Consider the following 18,466-nt stretch of genomic DNA (forward strand, 5'->3'; position numbering starts at 1 on the left):
ACCCTAAAAACACGCCAAATCCTGTACTTATAAGTTTATACTGCAAATAGATGCTCAAATCTGCAACAAACTGACCCTTTATCTGACTATTTTTTGTTAATTTGTCATAGCGGGCAAAGCCAACAGGCTCTAAGATTTGTGCAGTCCTGAAAATAATTGAGACACTTAATGTCCAAGCTTGCCATTTTAGATGATCTTTTAGATCTGTATTACCAGCTGAACTATCATAAAAACCCAGAAATTTATCAGCGCCTACAAGACGTTCAAGCGTGGCAAAAACAACGGATGCAATGCACTCATCTAAAAGCATTTGCAGAAAAGCAGAATATCTTGATGGCCGAATACTTTTTAAACCGCCTATATGGCGGGCCAGATTTTGATGCTCTGGCACAGCAAATTGCCCGCCTCACCAAATATGCGCACAAAGCGGAAAAACTCATTCCAGACAATGCCATTAAAACGGGAACAGCGGGAGTTTCTTTGGCTATTTTGGCGGTGCAACTCGATGAACAAGTCGCAATACAATTATTAGCAGATTATCATCCGTATGAACCGCTTACAGACGAAATGATGCGTCTGACTTATTTAAAACTCGAGCAGATGCAAGGCCGTTTAAAACAACTTGATTTACTCGATCAATTGGGCAAAAGTTTAGATAAGTACATGCGCTCATTTGTCGTCTATGCGGCCTTTAAAATGTGTAAAGGTGCAGCCAACAAATACAACTTTAATGTCATGTACGATTTTATGCAGGATGGCTTTTTAGCCATGAAACCGTTAAAGTCAGCAGAGAAATTTGTTAAAGATTTTACCGCGGTAGAACGACAGATTATTGAAAAAGTCCATACAGGCGACTTACAGCCCTTCTAATGGCCCGTGCAGAAGTTAAATTTTTCTGTATATTATTCATAACAATTGCCTGCTGATTGCTGTATAACAACAGAGAATCTGTCATCATGCATGCACCGCAGCATCCACCTATTTTTCTGTTAGGAGCGACTCTATGTCTAATGAAAATCAAACGCCGACCCCTACTCCAACATCGGCACAAAATAAAGACACAGCGAGTCCTTTCTTAACTGAGCCGTTGCCACAAGGCGCACCACAAGGTCAACAACAGTCTTTAGAGCAACGTCTAACAGATACCCCTGTGACAGGCTCAGTCCCGAAATACAACTTACCTCGCGGTGCAAATACTGGCAATGTCGGTGCAACAACACATTTTGGTTATGAAACTGTTAGCAGTGAAGACAAAGCACAAAAAGTAGCTGAAGTCTTCCATTCGGTGGCCAGCAAATACGACATCATGAATGACTTAATGTCTTTCGGTATTCATCGTCTGTGGAAACGTTTTGCAATTAATATGTCTGGCGTGCGTCGCGGACAACATGTCTTAGATATTGCAGGCGGTACAGGCGACTTAGCCAAAGTCTTTAGCCGTGAAGTTGGCCCAACAGGTCATGTGGTTCTTTCAGACATTAATGAATCAATGCTTAATGTAGGGCGTGATCGTTTAATTGATGCAGGTTGCACCAATGTCGATTTCGTTTTGGCCAATGCTGAAACTTTAGAACCGTTTGCAGACAACAGCTTTGACTTACTCACCATCAGCTTTGGTTTACGTAACGTAACCGATAAAGACGCTGCGCTTGCTGCCATGTACCGTGTGCTTAAGCCAGGTGGTCGTTTACTTATTTTAGAATTCTCTAAACCTGTTTTTGAACCATTTTCTAAACTCTACGATTTATACTCGTTCACCGCACTACCAATTATGGGCAAACTTATTGCCAATGATGCTGAAAGCTATAAATACCTTGCAGAATCAATTCGTATGCATCCAGATCAGCGCACACTTAAAGGCATGATGGAAAATGCAGGCTTCCAAAACTGTGACTATCACAACCTCACAGGCGGTATTGTTGCGGTTCACCGCGGCTTTAAGCTGTAAGCAATAAAGGTCAGATTTATGTGGTCGATTCTTGCACTGGGTGCGGTTGAGCGATTGATTCATCATGTGATTGAATTGGATGCAATTACCCGCATTCAGCTCAATCAACTGCAAGGGAAAATTTTGCGCGTAGTGATCGACTCACCGCAATTGTCCGTCGATACTGTGTTCGATCATGGTAAAGTCCGCTTAGAAGCCACGGCCACAGGTCATAGCGAAACGCCGTCACTGTTCGAGCAACGACCATTCGACCCATCATCAAAAACCACTGAAGCCACTGCAGTGCTACATGTTAAAAATACTGTAGAACTGCTAAAGTTACTTTTGTCAGATGATACTGGCAATATTCCTGTGCAAGGTGACTATCACCTACTACAGGATATCCAACGGATTATTGCGCAGGCCGAACCTGATTTAGCCTCGCATTTATCACCCTGGATTGGCCCAACTTTGGCACATGAAATTGCTAAAATGCAGCTGGTGCCAAAACATTTAAAGCGCTCTTTGCACAGTCATTTGTTTTTTGCCGAAGATGCTTTAAAAGAAGATACAGGTCTATTTGCACCACGCTGGCAAATGGATGACTTACATCAAGATACGCGTCTTTTAAATCAAAATTTGGATCGTGTTGAAGCTAAAATTCAGCAACTCCAAACGAAAATTGACGCCTCACAAGATACAACACAACCCTAGGTATTTGCTCATATGATTCCGCATCTTACACGTTTACTCGACCTTTGGCGCATTGCCGCGCACTATAGACTCGACACGTTGTTTCCTGCGGAAGAGCTTCCTGAAAAAGCCCGTCATGTGCTCAGCATCATTCGCATGCACCCTGCTGCTTGGTCAAGCAAAGAGCGAAAAAACCCGCTTAAGCTCAAACAATCCATGGAAGATATGGGCCCCTTAGCCATTAAGCTTGGGCAATTATTATCAACACGTCGTGATTTGATTCCACCAGAAGTATTACAACAGTTGGTGTTACTTCAAGACCGTGTTAAACCCTTCGATTCTAATGTGGCAAAAACGCGCATTCAGGAATCCCTCAAAGCGGATATCAATACTTTATTTTCTCGTTTTGATGAACAGCCTTTGGCGGCCGCCTCTATTGCTCAAGTGCATACCGCAGCGCTACATGATGGTCGCGAAGTCGTGGTAAAAGTGACTCGACCAGATATTCGCCATCAAATTTTGCAAGATTTTGAAATTTTAGAATGGCTTGGTCATTTTTTAGAAAAGCGTTTAGAAGCCGCGCGTGCCCTACATTTGTCTGAAATTATTCAAGACTATCGCCAAATTATTTTAAAAGAATTGGATTTAACCCTAGAAGCAGAAAACACACGTCGTATGCGCCATTATTTTACTGGCTCAAGCATGATGTATGTGCCTGAAGTGTATATGGACAGCAAAGATGTGATGGTTGCTGAGCGTATTACGGGCGTTCCAATTTCAGATATTCCGACCTTCGAAAAATTAGGGATGGATCGTAAGGACTTGGCAGAAAAAGGCTTAACCATTTTCTTTACCCAAGTCTTCCGCGACAACTTTTTCCATGCCGACATGCATCCCGGCAATGTCTTTGTGGAAACCATCAATCCTGCAAATCCACGTTTTATTGCACTAGACTGTGCAATTATGGGCGAGCTGTCTAAGCACGACCAAATGACGGTTGCTCGTATGTTACTGGCAGTAATGAACAGCGACTTTATGCAACTGATTCAAATTGTGCATCAAGCAGGTTGGATTCCACCTGGCACAGATCAAGATGCACTTGCACGTGAAATGCGTCGTACGGTTGGGCCAATGGTGTCCAAACCTATGCATGAGTTGGACTTTGCTGGCATTTTAATTGGGGTGATGGATATTGCTCGTCGTTTCCATTTAGAAATTCCGCCCCAACTGATGTTATTACTGAAAACCTTAGTGCATGTAGAAGGTTTAGGTACAGATTTATATCCTGAACTGGATATTTGGAGTTTAGCGAAACCAATTTTAACCGATTGGATTAAAGCGCAAATGAACCCGCAGAAAAATTTAAAAGAATTAGGACAAAAAATTCCTGATTTGCTCTTAGGTGCGCAGGACTTCCCAACGCTCATGATTGACAGCCTAAACGGACTAAAAAACCAATCTGCATGGCATGCCAAACAACTCAATGAGCTACAAACTATACGTCTACAAATGGAACATCAGCAAAAGCGTAGTTGGATTTTTGGTAGCATCATGGCAATTTTGTTGGCAATTGCCATTATTGCCCCATGGTATGTCTCTATTATACTGATTGTTCTTTCCAGTTTACTGGCCATATGGCGCATTATTAAGTAACTCATTTTAAATTGATCATATAAACCGATTCTCTTCCTGTCTTTTCTCTTTAAGGCGGGAAGAGGATTGAATTACTTCCAAAAGTAAGCTGTGAGTAGTTCAATAAAAAATATTCAGCGAACACCATAAAAACTGCTCTAGGACATTTCGATAGTCAAAATTCTATATGCTAAATGACTGTGAAGTCACCCTTGGATCTTTCTCGCCATTGGGTCTGGGCTAGGTTCATTTAGAATAAATGCACAATTGTATTTTTAGATGATGCTATGACCCAAATTCTGCAAAAGCGCCCTCCGGCCCTAACACTGCGTGCTGGTGCTATTGCACGCCAATTGATTGAAAAAGAAGGTCTACAGGCCAGCCATGTCGATATTATTCCAGGTGCTGCCGGCGGTCCTAAAGGGATTGGCATTCAAGGGCTTGATCAAGCCATTTTTGGTGACTTTCTGTCTCGCTCACCACGACAGCGCACCGTTATTGGCTCATCCATTGGTGCATGGCGCTTTGCTAGTATTGTGGCATGGGGAGCAAAAGTGGGTACAGAACGCTTAGCAGATCTGTATACCAATCTGCATTTTCATAAAAAAATGTCACGCGTTGATGTCGCTGAAACCTGTAAAAATATGCTGACCGATTTAATTGGCGGACAACAAGAACAATTAATTCATCATCCTGAATTACATTTAACCGTACTGTCTGTCAAAGCTCGCCATTTATTTGAAAGTGACAAGGCCTTGCCACTCCTGACCTCGGTTGCAGGCATTATCGGAACTAACGCTCTAGGGCGTAAACACAGTCGACATTTTATGCAACGCGTCATTAGTCAACCTGCTTCTGGGTTGCAATTTCAAGTACATGATGATTTCACCACCCATTACCAAACATTAAATTCCAACAATGCCATGGACTGGCTTATGGCTTCAGCATCTATCCCTGGGGTAATGACTGCCGTTCGTAATATTCAAGATGCACCGCAAGGTAGTTATCGCGATGGTGGGCTCATCGACTATCATCTAGACTTACCATTTAACAGTCAGGGTATTGTTTTGTATCCGCATTTTACCGATTGCATTACCGCTGGCTGGTTCGATAAAATGTTTAAAAATCGTAAAGCCAATCCTGAAAATCAGGCACGAACATTATTACTCTCTCCTTCCGCAGCCTACCTCCAAAGCTTACCTTTGGAGCGTTTACCTGACCGTAAAGACTTTACTTTAAAAAGCTTAGACCAACAACAGCGCATTAAAATGTGGAATCAATGCGTTGCAGAAAGCCAGCGTCTAGGCGATGAATTTCTAGAAATGGTAGAAAAGCAGAATTTCTCACAAATGCTACAACCACTTTAAGGACTAATGCACAGGTGAGAATAGACTTGTATACTCTGTTCTAATTTTAAATATATTAGAGTTTTATGCGGATTTTTTTGATTGTTTTACAATATGCGTGCGTGGCTTTTGCATTATTCCTGTGTTATCAAATCGGTATGGCACTAACGTCTCCTGAATATGATTTAATGGAAATTGTCGCAGATGTCGGCACCATTTTCATCTGTATTGATTTAGCGACCTTCTTATTTAGCAATAAATCAGGTCAAGGGGTGAGCTTGGAACAATATGCTAAACAGCTAGAGCAGCCACCGTCTAAATTGATTTATGTCACCCGTAAATTGGGTCATTTAGGTATTTTATTGATTATTACCAGCTGGATTGTCCCCATCATTAATTCATAAAAATAATGCCATAAAAAAAACCTCCCAATGGGGAGGTTTTTTTTAACAGTTAAAGATTACTTTGAACCTTTAATTCCTGCTTGTAATAACAATGCACCTAAACCACCAATTTTATTTTCTTGTGGTTTAGCCGTTTGAGCTTTAGTCGCCTGTGGCTTTTTGCCCTGTGGACGATCACCTTGCGGACGTGCTTGCTGCGGACGTTTCGCTTGTGGCTTACGTTCGCCACGTGGCTCATTGCTTTGCTCACGGCGTGGTTGACGTGGTGCTTTTGCAGGTGCTTCTGAACCTTCAGGGCGCATTGACAAATTCACGCGGTTACGTTCAGCATCTATAGCCAATACACGTACTTGTACAATTTGACCCGGCTTCACCACTTTATGCGGATCAGACACAAACTCATTGGCCAATTCAGAAATATGCACCAAACCATCTTGATGCACGCCAACATCTACAAAGGCACCGAAATTCGTGACATTGGTAATCACACCTTCCAGTTGTAAGCCTTCAGTTAATTGTGAAACTTGCGTAATGTCTTCGCGGAACTTCGCAGTACGGAACTCTGGACGTGGGTCACGACCTGGTTTTTCAAGCTCAGACAACACATCTTGAATAGTTGGCAAACCAAATTGATCATCAGCAAATACAGATGCCTCTACTTGGCGAATAATTTCACTGTTGCCAATAATATCTTTCACTGTGGTTGCTTTCGCTTCAACAATTTTACCAACCAAGGCATAAGATTCTGGGTGAACCGCAGACGCATCTAAAGGTTCAGAACCATCTTGAATACGTAAGAAACCTGCCGCTTGTTCAAACGTGCGTTCGCCAAGACGAGGGACGTTCTTCAATGATTGGCGGTTGTCAAAACGACCATTTTCTTTACGAAATTCGACAATTTGCTGTGCAATTGATTTGTTTAGACCCGCAATGTAACCCAAGATGGCTGCAGACGCGGTGTTCACATCGACACCCACCGCATTCACACAGTCTTCAACTACAGCATCTAGTGTATTGGCTAAACCTGTTTGGTTAACATCATGTTGATATTGACCTACACCAATTGATTTAGGATCAATTTTTACCAATTCCGCCAACGGATCTTGTAAACGACGTGCAATTGACACTGCCCCACGAATAGAAACATCTAAATCTGGTAATTCGTTTGATGCCAATTCAGACGCTGAATACACCGATGCGCCTGCTTCAGAAACAGAAACACGCGTCAAGTTTAAATCGGCATTCGCTGTCATCATTTCAGCAATCAGCGCTTCAGTTTCACGACTGGCTGTACCATTCCCAATGGCAATCAAGTCCACATTGAATTCACGGCAAAGACGCGCAAGTTCTGCAAGAGAGCCTACTTTGTCTTCTTTTGGCGCAAATGGATAGATTGTACTGTGTGCCAAAACATCGCCTGATGCATTAACAACAGCCAATTTAACGCCTGTACGGATGCCTGGGTCTACACCCAATGTGCAACGTGCGCCTGCAGGTGCAGAAAGCAACAAATGACGTAAGTTTTCAGCAAATACATTCATGGCTTCAGTTTCAGCAGCCATGCGTTTTTCAGTCAACAATGAGTGTTCAATCGCAGGGCGAACTTTGCCTAACCAGAACAATTTAGCTGTTTGCTTTAAATAGTCTTGACGTGATTGAGGTTGAATCGTCTCTAAGTCATATTCAGTTTCAATACGCGCCAATGGTGCATGGTCATCGCCATCAACTTTTAAGCCCAAGACATTTTCTTGACGACCACGAAGCATTGCCAATAAACGGTGTGATGGAACTTTGTTCAGGTTTTCTGAAAAATCGAAATAGTCGCGGAATTTCTTACCCACTTCTTTTTTCTCTTCAGAAGCCACTAAGCTTTTCAACATTGCCGTTTTTGCAAAGGTGTTTTTCAGCTCAGCAGTTAACGCAATATTTTGCGCCCAATCATCAATTAGAATATGTTGAATCGCATCTAACTGGCTTTCAATATCTGCATAATCTTCATGGCTAAAACCAGACAACGCTTCCGCTGGATCAACCGCTTCTGCAAAAATTTTCTCTGCAATTGGGCCTAATCCTGCTTCTTTGGCTTTAAATGATTTACTGGTGCGTTTTGGACGATATGGCGCATAGATTTCTTCTAATGCATTTTTGGTTTCGGCACCATTCACACGTGCAAGCAAATCATCTGATAATTTGTCTTGTTCTTTTAGTGATTCAATCACCTTGTCACGGCGTTCATACAAATCACGTAAGTACGATAAGCGCGTAGCGAGTTGACGTAACTGCGTATCGTCTAAACCCTGCGTTACTTCTTTACGGTAACGTGCGATAAATGGAACGCTGGCACCTTCATCTATAAGTTTGATGGCAGCTTCAACTTGATTTGGACGTCCGGCAATTTCTTTTGCCAACTGCTGAACTAAGTCAGTCATCGTATGTGATCCCACAAGGATAAGTACTAAATGGCATGATTATAAAGACCAAGCCCATAAAATCCACAATTGTTTTTATTAATTTACACTGAACATTTATTGCCAATTCACTGCAATTTCACATTTTGGGCTTAAAGTTTTAAGGAAACATGAATTTAACAAAGAATCTAACCATAAATATTTCGCCAATACATGTATACATTTAGTATCTATGTCTTGATTTTAACTGCAATATTTGTTGCTTTAGAACATAGTAAAGACATACAAATGAATCGTATACTCAAGCTATACCAACTTTGGTTACGAAGACAATAAAGAATAAGGAGCACATCATGAGTTTAGTGGTACCTGCTGAAAAGACTGATGCCGTACACGCAGAAACTGATCGCGTCGAACGCATATTGGTTGTCGATGATGATGTGCGTTTGCGTACGCTACTACAACGCTTTTTAGAAGATAAAGGCTTTGTGGTTAAAACCGCACACGATGCAACTCAAATGGATCGTCTGTTGCAACGGGAACTGTTTTCTCTGATCGTGCTAGATTTCATGTTGCCTGTTGAAGATGGTTTAAGTATCTGTCGCCGTTTACGTCAGTCTAATATTGACACGCCTATTATTATGTTAACTGCGCGTGGTAGCGACTCTGACCGTATTGCAGGACTTGAAGCAGGCGCAGACGACTATTTACCAAAACCATTTAACCCCAATGAATTACTTGCACGTATTCGTGCTGTCTTGCGTCGCCAAGTCCGCGAAGTCCCTGGTGCACCAAGTCAACATATGGAAGTGGTTTCCTTTGGCCCATGGTCACTCGACCTCTCTACACGTACTTTAACGCGTGAAGGCCAAGTGGTGACATTGACGACGGGTGAATTTGCCGTATTAAAAGCGTTGGTACAACATCCACGTGAACCTTTAACCCGTGACAAATTAATGAATTTGGCGCGCGGTCGCGAATGGGGTGCAATGGAGCGTTCAATTGATGTTCAAGTATCGCGCTTACGTCGTCTAGTTGAAGAAAATCCTGCTCGTGCACGTTATATCCAAACCGTTTGGGGCGTGGGCTATGTTTTTGTTCCAGATGGCGCGGAATAATTATTTTCACGTAATAAATAGGCCTCTTTCATCAATCAACAAAGCATCATCAATTGGCAGTGAAATTAATATTGAACGTTCCTTCTCCTTAAAAAGGAGATGGAATATCATGGTGAATTTCTTATTGTTTAAAAATGACTGATGAAAGAAGTCGAATAAAACTCTGTTTTTTATTTATTACGTGACCACTCATTCGTAACTGTTCGAGGCAGGAGGCATCCGTAGCACATGTTTCTGCGATGAATATCATCAATTGCTGATATAGATCGAGTTTTGCGAATGAAATGGTTTTGCCTACTTTTGCCGAAAACAAAAATAGGCAAAACCAAAGGTTATACAATGATTTAAACCCATGCTCTCAAGACTTCACCGTAACAAGTAGCATCAAATAAAATTAAAAGCATAAACATCAATTCAGGATTGATCCGTGAAACTCGACCCCATTGACCCACAAAAATTTACTCAATACGAAGCGTACCAAGAAAAAAAGCGCACGCATTGGGAACGTTTTTTAGATAAGGTAAAACCACGCTCTGCAGCTATGCGCACGACCGTGTTGGTACTTTTTGTGGTGCTTTTTAGCTTATTTATGTCTTTGTGGTTCTTTTGGCGCACCCTGTACCTCCCTGAAATTCAGCAACACGCACGTTATTTGGCATTAGAATTAGAAGTACTGAATAATCCTGACCTGCGCATGTTTCATAACAATGCTGAAGTCGATATTGAAGCATGGCTAAAAAATCGCGTTGGCATTGAATATGTCACTGATCCGAAAGAATTCCCCAATGTTCGGGAAAAAGTGATTGCTGAATTTTTTACCAACCAAATTGAACAAAAACTATCCAATGAATTAAAAATCGAACAGGCAACGGTTTATTTTCAATTCAAACCTAGCCCACGCATTTGGATCCAAACGCCTGAAATGAACGGCAATTGGGTACGTGAACCGCTTAAAACCTATGCCAATTATAGTTCTGAATTGGTTTTTGGCTGGTTGCTTGGTGTCCCGCTAATTTCAGCGGCCATTATTTTAACCTTGGTTCGCCAACTCAATCGTCCCTTACGTCGCTTACAACATGCAGCCAATAGCTATAGTAAAAATGGGACTGCACCCTATTTAGAAACCAACCATGGTCCGCAAGAGATTCGCGAAGTGAATCAGGCTTTTAACCATATGATTTATACGCTCGATCAGACCGAACGGGAACGTCGTATTATGCTGGCAGGCATCTCTCATGACCTGCGCACGCCATTAACCCGTATTCGTCTGAGTGCTGAAATGATGCCCGATGATGACTTTTTAAAAGAAGGTCTGATTTATGATGTCGAAGATATGGATGCAATCCTCAATCAGTTTATTTCGTATATGCGTGATGGCTCAGATGAAGAACCACAAGACACCGATATCAATATACTGCTGCAAGAGTTGGTGATTCAATTTAAACCACTTGATATTCGATTTACAGCACAAGAATTACCCATCATTCAAGCGCGTAGTCTGTCGCTTAAACGACTCATCGGTAATTTGATTAACAATGCCAAACGCTATGGTGCAGAACCGATTGAAATTTCCGCACAAGTTGAAAATAATCAATTACTGATTAGTGTGGCCGATCATGGTGAGGGTATTCCTGCCGACCAAATTGAAGATTTAATGCAACCCTTTGTTCGGGGTAATGATGCTCGGACGATTCAAGGTAGCGGACTTGGCTTAGCCATTGTCAAACGCATTGTTGATATTCACAACGGTCAAATTTTAATCCAAAATCGTGAACAAGGCGGTTTAGAAGCGATCATTTCCCTCCCTCTAAGCAAAACCGAAGTTGATGAAGTTTTAAACAACTCTGCATTAGAGAAAATTAAGCAAACTTTGAGTGAACGCTTCTAGTGTATGTACAAATAACCAACAAACAGTTTCGTGCACTCCTTAATCAGGTTTACTTTTTATTTTTAAAAACAATATCTTGAAAACCATCAAAATATCTTATACCCACATTTTTTCAAAAAATTAGACCTTAGCCTAACAGGTATGCAAAATGGTCTTCTTGATCGGTACAATCCCTATCAGTTTTAAGAATTCCACGAGAGTAAAACATGTCTTTAGATCGCATTCGTTTAGCATCACTTCACGATAAAGTTATTAGCGCTGAGCAAGCTGCTACATTTATCAAAGATGGCATGACGGTAGGTATGAGCGGATTCACCCGCGCAGGTGAAGCGAAGGCTGTGCCTTTAGCATTGGTAGCACAAGCACAAGCGAATCCGTTAAAAATCACGTTGATTACAGGCGCATCTTTAGGCAACGACCTCGACAAAAAATTAACAGAAGCAGGTGTGCTTGCACGCCGTCTACCTTTCCAAGTAGACAACACTTTACGTAAAGCCATCAACAACGGCGAAGTTATGTTCATCGATCAGCATTTGTCTGAAACTGTTGAACAAATGCGTAATCTTCAACTGAAAAAGCCTGATATTGCAATCATTGAAGCTGTTGCCATTACTGAAGATGGTGGCATCATTCCAACAACGTCTGTTGGTAACTCTGCAAGTTTTGCCATTTTTGCTGAAAAAGTCATTATTGAAATCAACACCAACTTAAGCCCTGCTTTTGAAGGTTTACACGATATCTATATTCCATCATATCGTCCAACACGCCAACCAATTCCATTGACTCAAATTGATGAGCGTATTGGTACACAAGCGATTAACATCGATCCTTCTAAAATTGTCGGTATCGTTATTAACAGCGAATTGCATGACTCTCCGTCTACTGTGACTGAACCAGATGATGAAACTCAAGGGATTGCAAATCACTTAATCGAATTCTTTGAAAAAGAAGTCGCTGAAGGTCGTCTTCCGAACAGCCTTGGCCCATTACAAGCAGGTATCGGTTCTATTGCAAATGCAGTATTGACTGGCTTGAAAGACTCTAGCTTCGAAGACCTTGTGATGTATTCAGAAGTTCTACAAGACTGTACGTTTGAATTAATCGATGCAGGCAAAATGAAATTTGCTTCTGGTTCTTCAATTACACTTTCTGCTAAATATGGCGAAAAAGTATTCAATAACCTTGAACAATACAAAGACAAATTGGTACTTCGTCCACAAGAAATTTCAAACCATCCTGAAATTGTGCGTCGTTTAGGTATTATCGGTATTAATACTGCATTAGAGTTTGATATTTACGGTAACGTAAACTCGACTCACGTATGTGGTACTAAAATGATGAACGGTATTGGTGGTTCAGGTGACTTCGCGCGTAATGCACACTTGGCAATCTTTGTAACTAAGTCGATTGCCAAAGGTGGTGACATTTCATCTGTTGTACCATTTGCATCGCATATTGACCATGCAGAGCATGATGTTGACGTTCTAGTGACTGAACAAGGCTTGGCTGACCTTCGTGGTTTAGCACCGCGTGAGCGTGCTCGTGCCGTAATTAACAACTGTGCTCACCCAATGTACCGTGATGCATTGAATGATTACTTTGAGCGTGCATGTGAAAAAGGCGGTCAAACGCCACATCTTCTTCGTGAAGCGTTGTCTTGGCACGTCAACTTTGAAGAAAGTGGCCATATGTTGGCACAACAACAAGAAGCTAAAATAGCTTAATGTTGCTTCATAAAAAAACGCCCTAAAGGGCGTTTTTTTATCTCTCTATTTTCTCTAGAAGCTATCACAACTCAATCTCTTATATCTCATCAGAAAATGAAAACCATCTAAATTTAAAACTAGATTTTAACGGTATGCTTTAAATTTTTCACATCGCCCCCATGAAATAAAAAGAACATTGAAAAGAGATTCCCCATGCGTGTAGATATTTGGTCAGATGTCGTTTGCCCATTTTGTTATATTGCTAAAAAACGCTTAGATGCGGCTGCTGAAGAGTCAGGAGTAGAACTTGAAGTGTTTTGGCATAGCTACCAGCTCGATGCCGATGCACCAGCGCGTCAGCAAATTTCAAATACGGAACGTCTGGCACAAAAATATGGTCGTAGCATTGAAGATGTTGAAGAAATGCAACGCAACATTGCTGAAATGGCCAAAGCTGAAGGTATTGAATTTAACTGGCAAACAGCAAATTCGGGCAATACCTTTAATGCACATCGTTTAATTCATTTGGCGCAAAGCAAAGGTTTGGGTAATGAAGCAAAAGAAGCCTTTTTCTTTAGCTATATGACACAAGGTTTACCTATTGGCGAACGTGAAACACTAGAAGATGTTGCATCTCGCATTGGTTTAAACCCAGTTGAAGTCGATGACTTACTGGACTCTGATGAATATGCTGACTTCGTTAAATACGATGAAGAAGTTGCACGTGAACAACTCAAAGTGACTGGTGTGCCCTTCTTTGTCTTTGAACAACGGATTGCGCTTGCTGGCGCACAACCTAAAGAAGTCTTTATGCAAGTCATTGAGAAAGCACAAACACTACCAGAGCAACCACCTGCGCCTGTGTGTGCAGATGATAGTTGTGACGTTCCAGAAAAATAAAAACTCGATTATTTTCTGGTAAAAAAATCCCCAATTGGGGATTTTTTTATGTGGATGGTTGGGTTTAATCGACTAAAAACTGATTTTTAAATTGACCTGATATTCAATCATTTTGTCATCTTTAATCATGACTTTTTTCTCATTTACCCAAGCACCTTGCACATTTTTACAGTTCCTGTGTCCTTTGTAATTGCTGTTTGAATGGCATCTTCAAAACTTTGGCGACTACAGGAACTGACTACTACAATCTTTGCAATTGCATACAATTGATCCCTCAATTTTTATTATAGATGAATCATCATCATTCAAATTACAAGAAAAATGGTCAATGTTAAAATTTCCCCACCAACAATTTACATAAGTCACCATTTATCATTTCTAATCATTCAGCTTACAAATATCACTCGCTTTCTTACATGCGTTGGACAGCATAAAAATCAATTATTCACTACACTAAACATTCTTTTTCATTAGCAATCGAGAGCACAATGACAACAGAAAATTCATCATCTGCTTTAGACTCCGCTCCTTTGGAAGCAGCGACAAATTCCCCTAAGTGTTGTGCAAAAGCATCAAAATTTTCACCCACGGTTAAAGGCGCACTCATTGGTGCCGTTGCAGGGAGCATTCTGCCTGTTTTCGGCACCTTTAGTGGCGCAATTATTGGAGCCATTGCTGGCAAAATCTATCAGAAAAAATGCTTAAAAAGTGTATAGTTTTCAAATATTAGTTATCCACCAAGTAGGCTTGTAAATTGCAAACCTACTTAAAAAAAACCTAGAATAAATACTCTAATATATTGTTTTATAAAACTAAAAAAATAAATATCTACTTCATCTTGCCGAATCGATCATTTTTTATTGGGTGGTTTTTGCTATCATTTTCATGAAATTCAATGCATTCCTGCATCTCTCCGTACCCAATTAAATCGGGTCTTATTTCTTGGAAAGAATAAAGTAATGAACACACTTAAATCTGTATTCGCTGTGGCCGTTATGGCACTTTCTGCAACTGTTTCTGCACAAATTGTTTATATCCCCGATTTTCCTACAAAGAAAGCTACACCTACACAAGTAGCGAATGCAACTCAAGCACCTGCTTCAGATACTTCTACTCAAGAAACTGTAAAATCAAATAAAGTCGCTTAACCCTTTAATTAAGTCACTTTAGTCAAAAAAAGACAGAATTTTTCTGTCTTTTTTTATGAATTTTTTTCTCTTCGTACGCTCATATTTCTACATAAATTACATATCTCTATTGTTATTTCTGACCTTTCATATTTAAGTGGTTTAATCATATGACGAAAGAATGTGCTCCTTTTTCACCCCAAAAGCCTATTTTTTGTCATTTTTGTAAACTACTTGTCAAAAAATGACTTTAATTTTCATGCATTTTTTATTGAAATCCCTATAATCAAAAGAATTTCATTTATTTTGTCAGCCACATAGGTTTTCCTATGCAAAAACTTCAAGCACTGGTTCAAGGGAAAATTTCACTTCAGACCATCAATATTGATGAACTCATTGAAATGACTAAACAATATCAACAGCCCAATTCTGCGGAATATAAATTAGTTGAATTGGCAACCAATATGGTTTTAGCAAAATATTTAGAGAAAGCACAAAAATTTCTTTAGAGGACCAATTGCAATGAATGCGTTACAAAAAGCGTTGCTCATTAAAGAACTCAATCAGCTCATTCATGATTTAGAACATCGTGCATTATCTTTATATGAAATTGCAAAATCGAAGAAGCGTATTAAAGATATTTTCGCCCTCTGTGATGAACCCATTTTTCAAAAACATATTTTGGCATATAAGGCTCAAATTGAGCCTCAAAATGCGGTCTATTCTTTTGCTCAAAGCACCCCTTTTTCTCAGAGCTTCCGTGGTTATTTTACCGAGGAATTGAATCTAGAAAATATTTTGTACACAACCCCTGAATCTGGCTGGGCATTTTTGCATTCATTGCAAGAGGGTTGGCAAATTTGGCTGATTCCTGCGCCCAATCGAACTGCTTTAATTAGTGACTGGGGCAATTTCGAAGAAGGCTATGCCTGGTTGCTCAAAATGCAAAAGCATTACACTTGCCTGTTGAGTGATAGCGAATTAGAAACCCAATCTGCAACACTATCCAATATTTTAGAATCAGAGATACAACGGCCGACAACAACCTCTAGCCATGAGATTGCATCCATCACGCCGAGCACGGATCAATCAATAATTGAAACATTAACACCAGATGTTGATGTTGATGTTGATGTTGATGTTGATGTTGATGTTGATGTTGATGTTGATGTTGATGTTGATGTTGATCAATACACTGATACATTCGAAATAACATTTCCAAGCCACTGTGAAAAATCTTCTGCACCGGAACCCGATGAAAGTGCACCTCTACATATTTCCGCAGAGAAACAAATCTCACCTGAAAATGAGACTTCAATGTCGCTAGAAGAGGTTTTAGTCGCTGTTCCAGAGCAAATTTTACTAAACAACACATACGCCCAATTGCATGCCTTACCACAACCCGAAGCACAGCAACAAGGCCTGTATGCCCTCAGCTTTCCCAATGCGCCTGAAATTTCATTGCATGCCGATTTTATTTTACCTTATTCAGTGTTAGACACCTGGCCAAACCATCCTGTCTATATTGCCGAACAAGTCAATGCCAAAGGTCAGCTGATTAAACATTTAATTATTTTAGGTGCTATTGACCCTTCTCAGGCACTTGGTTTTGTAAAACTTTTTAGTACGCCCTTTGAATATAGCCTTGCTTCATTAAAACAAATCCAGTGGGAGACACTTGCTTCAGCATATCAGCAGATTGAAACATTGTTTCAATGCCTAGAGCAGGCTGAGACCGTTTGGAATACCGATCAGTATCATCCTTATATGCCTATACAGGCCATTCATACCCAAAAATTTATTCAATTTGCTGAACAAGAAGCCGATTGTCGCACCCCAGTGCTATTACTCAAAGAACGACAAAAAATTCGGGTCATTCATGGTGAAAAAAGGCTTCATCTTGCTCAAACTGAAATCGCATTTCCCTATCTAATCTTACATAGGCAACATGGTCTGAATTGGCAAATGATCCAATCCATTATTTCCAATATGCCACAACCTATCAATGTCCATGAACTGTATCAAAGCATTCAACAACAGATGCCTAAATAAACGATATTCAAAAACAAATGGTAGTATTATTGCAGCTAGTCCTTGCTTTTTTAATGAAATTTTAACAAAACTATAACTAAGCAAAGGATATATAAGAGCTTTAGAATATGCCTAGAATCAGAATGAGCTTTGCCAAGAGTATTTTCATCATTGCAACCTGTGGGGGAATGTGGTGTTCTGCTTCAGCCAATGAGGTTAAACCGTCATCGCCCATACCCGATGCGGAAAACAATAAAAATTTAGAATATGATGATCAAACATTCTTATTCCAAATTCCAAGAATGATGGACGCTGTGCCGACTTTTTTACCCGAACAGTCTGATCAGAACATCGTCCCTCCTACGACACAAACAGAAGACAGTACTTGGACTGATCGTCAGCAAAAAAGCATTCGGCATTGGACTCAAAAAACTGCCAATAAAATTGACAATTGGTTTGGCGAACCTGACCCGAATCAACCCGCTTCTGCCACCTTAAGGGTGATAATTGACAATAGTTGGAATAAACACGACGGCTATGAAATCAAACCTCGTATTCGAGGGAAATTAAAGCTCCCCACCTTAGAACGTAAAGTGAGTTTAGTTTTTGGTGATGACAGTCTAGATAATGAACTTGAAAATAATGTCGCTATTACCAACGAAAATCCTGCTGGCCAAACAGATAAAACTGTAGATGGTCAACGTACCAAAGATGATAACGGCTCTCTGGCTTTGCGCTGGTCTGATTTTTCTAAACATATTCCTTTTGAAACCGATTTAGATTTAGGGGTGCGTTCAGGTGATGACATTTATGTGCGCTTAAAAGCCAAAAAAGATTGGGATCTCAAAAATGATTTTACTTTTCATGCCGAACAAATTTATCGCTATGGCATAGACAGTGAAAATTATTTAAGAACCAATTTAGAGTTAGTCCATGCTCGCCCGAATCAACCAATTTTATCGAATCAGTTTAATTTGACCTATGCCGATACGCAGGATGATGACTTAAGTTGGGATAACTTCACCTTTCGGCAACATCAGTTTTTCCATAATAATACCTTCAGCTATGGTATGTACTTAGGTGGTTTTGTAAACAACAACGATCTACGCTTAAATAGCTATGGGCCTTTCGTGTCTTGGCGTCAACCTGTTTTCAGAGAATGGTTTTTTATTCAGGGTGATTTAAACTATCTTAATAATCATCGGGATGACCGGAGCCATTTTATGGGTGCATTGGTGCGTTTAGAAGCCTTATTCTAATAACCGTTAAGACATAAAAAAACCTCC

16 protein-coding genes and 1 pseudogene are annotated in these 18,466 nt (G+C 40.4%); 15 read left to right on the forward strand and 2 right to left on the reverse strand.

What is annotated here, in order from left to right; translation table 11 throughout:
• The first annotated feature begins 168 nt into the window (after positions 1–168).
• The 6 genes from BBP83_RS01205 (at position 169) to BBP83_RS01230 (ending at position 6,002) form a co-directional block, all read left to right on the forward strand.
• Entirely contained in the window at positions 169–870 is a 702-nt protein-coding gene (locus BBP83_RS01205) for a DUF8198 family protein (protein ID WP_068885598.1), read from the forward strand.
• A gap of 133 nt (positions 871–1,003) precedes the next feature.
• On the forward strand, positions 1,004–1,948 hold the full coding sequence (gene ubiE, locus BBP83_RS01210) for a bifunctional demethylmenaquinone methyltransferase/2-methoxy-6-polyprenyl-1,4-benzoquinol methylase UbiE (protein WP_068885599.1): 945 nt from the start codon (positions 1,004–1,006) through the stop codon (positions 1,946–1,948).
• 18 nt (positions 1,949–1,966) lie between these two features.
• Complete coding sequence (locus tag BBP83_RS01215; RefSeq protein ID WP_068885600.1) at positions 1,967–2,641, forward strand: ubiquinone biosynthesis accessory factor UbiJ; 675 nt, start codon at positions 1,967–1,969, stop codon at positions 2,639–2,641.
• Positions 2,642–2,653: 12 nt separating this feature from the next.
• Complete coding sequence (locus tag BBP83_RS01220; protein ID WP_068885601.1) at positions 2,654–4,273, forward strand: ABC1 kinase family protein; 1,620 nt, start codon at positions 2,654–2,656, stop codon at positions 4,271–4,273.
• Positions 4,274–4,539: 266 nt separating this feature from the next.
• Positions 4,540–5,619 (forward strand): patatin-like phospholipase family protein, encoded by a 1,080-nt coding sequence (locus tag BBP83_RS01225; protein WP_068885602.1) that lies wholly within the window; start codon positions 4,540–4,542, stop codon positions 5,617–5,619.
• A 65-nt stretch (positions 5,620–5,684) separates the two neighbouring features.
• Positions 5,685–6,002, forward strand: a complete 318-nt coding sequence (locus BBP83_RS01230) for a hypothetical protein (protein WP_068885603.1) — start codon at positions 5,685–5,687, stop codon at positions 6,000–6,002.
• Between the two features lie 56 nt (positions 6,003–6,058).
• On the opposite strand, the gene BBP83_RS01235 is transcribed toward BBP83_RS01230, so the two are convergent.
• Positions 6,059–8,431 (reverse strand): Tex family protein, encoded by a 2,373-nt coding sequence (locus tag BBP83_RS01235; protein ID WP_068885604.1) that lies wholly within the window; start codon positions 8,429–8,431, stop codon positions 6,059–6,061.
• Between the two features lie 332 nt (positions 8,432–8,763).
• Here BBP83_RS01235 and ompR point away from each other — a divergent pair, with 332 nt between their 5' ends.
• The 4 genes from ompR to BBP83_RS01255 all read left to right on the forward strand — a co-directional run bounded on the left by ompR (position 8,764) and on the right by BBP83_RS01255 (position 14,022).
• Positions 8,764–9,528, forward strand: coding sequence for an osmolarity response regulator transcription factor OmpR (gene ompR / locus BBP83_RS01240; RefSeq protein ID WP_068885605.1), 765 nt, complete (start codon positions 8,764–8,766; stop codon positions 9,526–9,528).
• Between the two features lie 427 nt (positions 9,529–9,955).
• Entirely contained in the window at positions 9,956–11,416 is a 1,461-nt protein-coding gene (locus BBP83_RS01245; RefSeq protein ID WP_068885606.1) for an ATP-binding protein, read from the forward strand.
• Positions 11,417–11,622: 206 nt separating this feature from the next.
• Entirely contained in the window at positions 11,623–13,140 is a 1,518-nt protein-coding gene (gene scpC / locus BBP83_RS01250) for a succinyl-CoA:acetate CoA-transferase ScpC (protein ID WP_068885607.1), read from the forward strand.
• Positions 13,141–13,335: 195 nt separating this feature from the next.
• A complete protein-coding gene (locus tag BBP83_RS01255) occupies positions 13,336–14,022 on the forward strand; it encodes a DsbA family oxidoreductase (protein WP_068885608.1) in 687 nt (228 codons plus the stop codon).
• Between the two features lie 72 nt (positions 14,023–14,094).
• On the opposite strand, the pseudogene BBP83_RS01260 reads toward BBP83_RS01255, so the two are convergent.
• Positions 14,095–14,288 (reverse strand): annotated as a pseudogene (locus BBP83_RS01260) (dodecin family protein).
• 222 nt (positions 14,289–14,510) lie between these two features.
• Between BBP83_RS01260 and BBP83_RS15620 the strand changes: the two are divergent.
• The 5 genes from BBP83_RS15620 (at position 14,511) to BBP83_RS01285 (ending at position 18,439) form a co-directional block, all read left to right on the forward strand.
• Positions 14,511–14,738 carry a hypothetical protein gene (locus BBP83_RS15620; protein ID WP_078055372.1) on the forward strand — a complete coding sequence of 76 codons (228 nt, stop codon included), beginning with the start codon at positions 14,511–14,513 and terminating at the stop codon, positions 14,736–14,738.
• A 243-nt stretch (positions 14,739–14,981) separates the two neighbouring features.
• Positions 14,982–15,170 (forward strand): hypothetical protein, encoded by a 189-nt coding sequence (locus BBP83_RS01270; protein ID WP_068885610.1) that lies wholly within the window; start codon positions 14,982–14,984, stop codon positions 15,168–15,170.
• Positions 15,171–15,478: 308 nt separating this feature from the next.
• Positions 15,479–15,658 carry a hypothetical protein gene (locus BBP83_RS01275; RefSeq protein WP_068885611.1) on the forward strand — a complete coding sequence of 60 codons (180 nt, stop codon included), beginning with the start codon at positions 15,479–15,481 and terminating at the stop codon, positions 15,656–15,658.
• Positions 15,659–15,671: 13 nt separating this feature from the next.
• Complete coding sequence (locus tag BBP83_RS15110; RefSeq protein ID WP_068885612.1) at positions 15,672–17,201, forward strand: hypothetical protein; 1,530 nt, start codon at positions 15,672–15,674, stop codon at positions 17,199–17,201.
• Positions 17,202–17,308: 107 nt separating this feature from the next.
• Positions 17,309–18,439: a hypothetical protein gene (locus BBP83_RS01285; protein ID WP_068885613.1), complete on the forward strand. Its 1,131-nt coding sequence runs from the start codon at positions 17,309–17,311 to the stop codon at positions 18,437–18,439.
• Positions 18,440–18,466 lie beyond the last annotated feature (27 nt).

The sequence above is a fragment of the Acinetobacter celticus genome (assembly GCF_001707755.1).
Lineage (GTDB): Bacteria > Pseudomonadota > Gammaproteobacteria > Pseudomonadales > Moraxellaceae > Acinetobacter > Acinetobacter celticus.

What these genes read in the sequence shown, in the direction of transcription:
- BBP83_RS01205 (WP_068885598.1), top strand. Translation starts at nt 169, where the DNA reads ATGTCCAAGCTTGCCATTTTAGATGATCTTTTAGATCTGTATTACCAG.
- ubiE (WP_068885599.1), top strand. Translation starts at nt 1,004, where the DNA reads ATGTCTAATGAAAATCAAACGCCGACCCCTACTCCAACATCGGCACAA.
- BBP83_RS01215 (WP_068885600.1), top strand. Translation starts at nt 1,967, where the DNA reads ATGTGGTCGATTCTTGCACTGGGTGCGGTTGAGCGATTGATTCATCAT.
- BBP83_RS01220 (WP_068885601.1), top strand. Translation starts at nt 2,654, where the DNA reads ATGATTCCGCATCTTACACGTTTACTCGACCTTTGGCGCATTGCCGCG.
- BBP83_RS01225 (WP_068885602.1), top strand. Translation starts at nt 4,540, where the DNA reads ATGACCCAAATTCTGCAAAAGCGCCCTCCGGCCCTAACACTGCGTGCT.
- BBP83_RS01230 (WP_068885603.1), top strand. Translation starts at nt 5,685, where the DNA reads ATGCGGATTTTTTTGATTGTTTTACAATATGCGTGCGTGGCTTTTGCA.
- BBP83_RS01235 (WP_068885604.1), bottom strand. Translation starts at nt 8,431, where the DNA reads ATGACTGACTTAGTTCAGCAGTTGGCAAAAGAAATTGCCGGACGTCCA.
- ompR (WP_068885605.1), top strand. Translation starts at nt 8,764, where the DNA reads ATGAGTTTAGTGGTACCTGCTGAAAAGACTGATGCCGTACACGCAGAA.
- scpC (WP_068885607.1), top strand. Translation starts at nt 11,623, where the DNA reads ATGTCTTTAGATCGCATTCGTTTAGCATCACTTCACGATAAAGTTATT.
- BBP83_RS01255 (WP_068885608.1), top strand. Translation starts at nt 13,336, where the DNA reads ATGCGTGTAGATATTTGGTCAGATGTCGTTTGCCCATTTTGTTATATT.
- BBP83_RS15620 (WP_078055372.1), top strand. Translation starts at nt 14,511, where the DNA reads ATGACAACAGAAAATTCATCATCTGCTTTAGACTCCGCTCCTTTGGAA.
- BBP83_RS01270 (WP_068885610.1), top strand. Translation starts at nt 14,982, where the DNA reads ATGAACACACTTAAATCTGTATTCGCTGTGGCCGTTATGGCACTTTCT.
- BBP83_RS01275 (WP_068885611.1), top strand. Translation starts at nt 15,479, where the DNA reads ATGCAAAAACTTCAAGCACTGGTTCAAGGGAAAATTTCACTTCAGACC.
- BBP83_RS15110 (WP_068885612.1), top strand. Translation starts at nt 15,672, where the DNA reads ATGAATGCGTTACAAAAAGCGTTGCTCATTAAAGAACTCAATCAGCTC.
- BBP83_RS01285 (WP_068885613.1), top strand. Translation starts at nt 17,309, where the DNA reads ATGCCTAGAATCAGAATGAGCTTTGCCAAGAGTATTTTCATCATTGCA.